Consider the following 4,449-nt stretch of genomic DNA (forward strand, 5'->3'; position numbering starts at 1 on the left):
GCCGTCGGTGATGAGCGCCACGGAGCTCGCGAGCCCCATGCCGCAGATGGCCGAGGTGGGCGTGAGCATCTCGCGCATGCCGGGGCCTCCAGCAGGGCCTTCGTAGCGAATTACCACCACGTCACCGGGGTTGATCGCGCCACCGAAGATGGCCTCGCACGCGGCTTCCTCGCTATCGAACACGCGCGCGGGACCGGAGTGCACGTACATGGCGGGGTCGCAGGCGCTCTTCTTCACCACGCCGCAATCGGGCGCGAGGTTGCCCTGCATGACCTTGAGACCACCCTGCGCGCTGTAGGCGTTTGCCACCTCGCGCACGATCTCGCCATCGGCCTGCGGGCACTCCGCCACCCAGTCTGCCACGGTGCCATGGCAGGTGAGCGCGTCGCCGCGCAGAAGCCCCGCGCGCCCCAGCACGCCCAGGATCGCGGGAATGCCGCCCACGGCGTTGAGGTCTTCGATGTGCAGGGGACCCGCCGGCGCGATGCGCACGATGTTCGGTGTGCGCGCGGACACCTCATCCCAATCCTGCATGGTCACGGGGCAGCCCGCTGCGTGTGCGATGGCCGTGAGGTGGAGCATCGTGTTCGTGGAGCCGCCGAAAGCCATGTCGAGCACCATGCCGTTGTAGATGGAGGCCTCGTTCAGGATGTCGAGCGCCGTGATACCCTTCTCGACCAGATCCATTACCTGCATGCCGGTCTGCTTGGCGAGGCGGATGCGCTCGGAATACACGGCAGGCACGGTGCCATTACCGGGAAGCGCCAAGCCGAGTGCCTCGGCCAGACAGCAGATCGAGTTTGCGGTGAACATGCCCGAGCAGCTGCCGCACGTGGGGCAGGCGGTGTTCTCGAGCCACGCGCACTCCTCCTCGGTCATGGTGCCCGCAGTGACCTGGCCCACGGCGTCGAAAAGCGTGTTCAGATCCGTTTGCTTTCCGCACTTATCATGTCCGGCGAGCATGGGCCCGCCGGAGACCAGCATGGTGGGGATATTCAGACGCGCCGCGGCGATGAGCATGCCGGGGACGATCTTGTCGCAGGAGGGGATGAGGACCATCGCATCGAACTGGTGACCCTGGATGGCGCACTCAACAGAATCTGCGATGACCTCGCGCGAGACCAAGCTGTAGTGCATGCCCTCATGGTTCATGGCGATGCCGTCGCATACGCCGATGGTGTTGATCTGCAGCGGCGTGCCGCCCGCCATACGAACGCCCGCCTTCACGGCATCGGCGATCTGTTGGAGGTGGAGGTGTCCCGGGATAACTTCGTTCTGCGCGGAGACCACGGCGACGAGCGGGCGCTCAAGCTCCTCGTCGGTAAGGCCATCTGCCTTGAGCAGGCTGCGGTGCGGCGCACGAGCCAGCCCCTTCTTCACGGCATCGCTTCTGAGTTCCATACACCCTCGCTTCCCTTTACGCCGACGCGCGGCCAAACGGTTGGTGATATTCAGGAAATGCGAGGTCATGGCGTGGGTGCGGCGATTTCCGCGCGGTCGCTTGGACGGTTGCCCGTCGGGGCTCTCGCCTGCCACCCAACCCTACTCGATGCCCGTAACGGGGGCGCCGGCGCGGCGTACTGACGAGCCTATCGCGCGGGGGATCGCCCGGCGCAGGCACGCGTTCAGCTGCACTGCTCGAGGGGGTGTTCCCAACCAGTCGCCGCGGGTTCTCACGCATCCCCGCTCGCTGTGGCACGTCCGGCCGGTACTCGCCCTGTCATCGCATTTGCTGAGTTTGCCAAGTATCGCGCGCTGGGCAGCCGCGCCACTCTATCATTTGGAAGAGAAACGTACTGGAAACACTTTATTCGGCGAAAGTATCTATCAGGGGCGCAAACGGAACGCTCCGATCAACAGCACAAGCGAAGTACTCCCATCGGCAGCGCGAACGAGACGCCCGATCGCCCGCGCACCTCTCTCGATCAATCTTCGGACGCGCTTTACGCAGATAGGGGCAAACCATCGAGCCTACATCCGAAAAACGCGCCCGAGCCCTCTGATGTCGCAACGATACCGCAGCACGCCGTCCAACAACGCCCTACCCGGCAACACGCCGCGCTACGCCACGATTTCCATCTGCTCCCACGAGCCGTCCGCGCGCGGCACCTCAACGGTACGATAGCCAACCGACGCCGCATGGTCGTACGCCCGCTCGATTCCCCAGCACAGGTCGCCCGGCACATGGCCGTCGGAGCCAACGGTGATGGGCACGCCCGCGTGGCAGAATCGCTTGAGCAAGCCCCTGGCCGGGAAATAATCGCCCACGCCCTTTCGCCACCCCGCCGTGGAAAGCTCCACGCGCTTGCCGGTGTCGTGTGCACAGGCCACCATCTCGTCCCAGAGCGGCGCGAGGTCGATCGTGGGCGCGAAGCCGTCGTTCACAAAGCGCATGGCGAGATCCGGGTGCGCCATCGTGTCGAAGAGCGGGCACTCGCACGCGCGGCACCAGGTCTCTGCATAGCGCCGCCAAACCTCGTCCGGGCCCAACTCCTCCCAAATGCGCCGGTCGGTCGAATCGTCGATCCAGTCACCGCCCTCGATGGGCCCCAGCCAATGCACCGACCCCAAGCGCACGAGCGCGCCCGCACTCCAGCGGCGGATGTTCTCCTCGCAGCCATCGTACCAATCGCACTCGAAGCCATAGATGTACTCAAGCTCAGGATACTCAGCTGCAGCTGCCTCGAACGCCGCACGGTGCTCGGCAAGGCGCGCCTCGGGCACCTGGACCTCCTCGCCTGGGTCCATTATGCGCGGCAGCGTAAGGTGGTCGGTCGAGACCATCACGCGGCATCCCGCCGCAACCGCAGCAGCCGCGTTCTCCATAAACGTACCGACGCCGTCCGAGAACCGCGTATGAATGTGCGTGTCGACGATAGAACGGGCAGGCAAAGGCTCGATCATGCTCGGTCTCGCTTTCTCTATCAGTCTTCCGGAATCGCCCGCTCCCTTTCTAAGTCTCGCCCCGCTCGGAGAGCGATACGGAAACGGGTCGCGCGGAACCGTGCTACGCTTCAGGATACAGCGGATTGCTCCACGCCGCATGGCCCGTCGCGTCCACGCACTCAAAGCGCAGGTACGTCTCGGTACCGTGCAACTCGAACTCAGCATAATCCAAGAGCGGGCCGCCAGCGGAGCGGCGCGTCTCGCCCACTCCCACCGGACCTCCTGCAATAAGGCTCACGCGTTCGCAAGGACTGCACGCTACCCAGGCGCGTCCGTCGCGTACGCCCCAGTTTTCAATCGAAGGGCCGCTCGACGCATAGAACGCCCCCTCTACAAGCGCGCGCACCACCGCATCGCGCGTGAGCTCGGGAGCAGCGACCATCACCCAGCCGCCAAAGGAATCGGGCAGATCAGACGCATTGTGGTTATCGTCCGATGCCACGCCGCCCAACCGTTGCCCACGACGCAGCATAAGATCCCAGAACAGCGTATCGTGCCCGAGCGCGCACTCCTCCACCGTGCCGAAGTTGTGTACCTCGATGGCAAAGCAGCCCTCGAGCCCCACGACGTCCGCCGGGTCTACGCGGCTCCAGATAGGATGGTTGTACATCACAGCGCAGCCATGCGCGGCCAAATCGTCCACCACCTGCTGCGCCACGGCGCGGCCATCCCAGCCGCCTCGGCATATCACCGGCTCCAGCCGCTCCCTGTGCGCAAACCGGCGCGGTGCAGCAGCAACCATCTCGTCCGTACCCAAGATGCCGTGAATATGGTGCGTGGCCAGGCGCGCGTCTTTGCCGTCATCGGATACCAGGACCGCCGAAGCCTCTATGCCGGGCAAGATGATGAAGTCCTCCGTATCAAAAGCACCGGAATAATCGGTAAACAGATCGTGATCGGAAAGGCAGAGGAATTGGTAGCCGTGCGACCGGTGCTCGGCTACCGACTGCTCGGGCGTCCAGCGTCCATCGGAGTTGACCGTGTGGCTGTGCAGGTTCCCCTTATAGCGAGGCAGCCCCTCCGGCAGCCCTGTCTGATCGGCAAAATGCGTCATGGTTCATCCTTAGCTGAGACACCTGCAGGCAAGCAGGTAGTACGTGATAGAGGTAAGCCCTGGCAAAATGCTCCCAAATGCGCTGCGCGAGCAGCGACGCATGCGCCAACACGTGCGCACACACCGCCGCCCGCGCGTCTGGAAGGAGCGTCTCCGCACGCAGCGCTACGCCGCGGCGGGAATGACCAGGCAATCGTGCTCGGGAATGGTCAGGAACACGTCATCACCGGTATTGAACATGTGGAAGCTGCGGAAAAGCGCATCCACACGCAGCACGGTGGCGCCCACGCGCACGGTGTAGCGCAGCACGTTGCCGCGCGGCACACTGTCCACGACCATGCCCTTGACCACGTAGCAGCCGTCGGCCTCGGCGGGGCGCTCGGTCGTGATGCCGATGGTCTCGGGACGGATGGCCACCACGTTGCCCGCCGGCACCACCGTACCGGCCA

4 protein-coding genes are annotated in these 4,449 nt (G+C 64.8%); all 4 read right to left on the reverse strand.

The window, feature by feature from the left end; translation table 11 throughout:
• Positions 1-1,401 (reverse strand): dihydroxy-acid dehydratase (locus QZ079_RS08240; protein WP_297037389.1); only part of this gene is annotated, 1,401 nt, incomplete at its 3' end.
• A 660-nt stretch (positions 1,402-2,061) separates the two neighbouring features.
• Positions 2,062-2,904: a PHP domain-containing protein gene (locus QZ079_RS08245; RefSeq protein WP_297037391.1), complete on the reverse strand. Its 843-nt coding sequence runs from the start codon at positions 2,902-2,904 to the stop codon at positions 2,062-2,064.
• A 103-nt stretch (positions 2,905-3,007) separates the two neighbouring features.
• The gene (locus QZ079_RS08250) at positions 3,008-4,000 is read right to left on the reverse strand and encodes a hypothetical protein (protein WP_297037393.1); all 993 of its coding nucleotides are present in this window, start codon (positions 3,998-4,000) and stop codon (positions 3,008-3,010) included.
• A 165-nt stretch (positions 4,001-4,165) separates the two neighbouring features.
• Positions 4,166-4,449, reverse strand: a 284-nt coding sequence (locus tag QZ079_RS08255) for a TOBE domain-containing protein (protein WP_297037395.1), incomplete at its 5' end; no start/stop codon positions are given.

Origin of the sequence: uncultured Enorma sp., assembly GCA_905210055.1 — a bacterium.
Lineage (GTDB): Bacteria > Actinomycetota > Coriobacteriia > Coriobacteriales > Coriobacteriaceae > Enorma.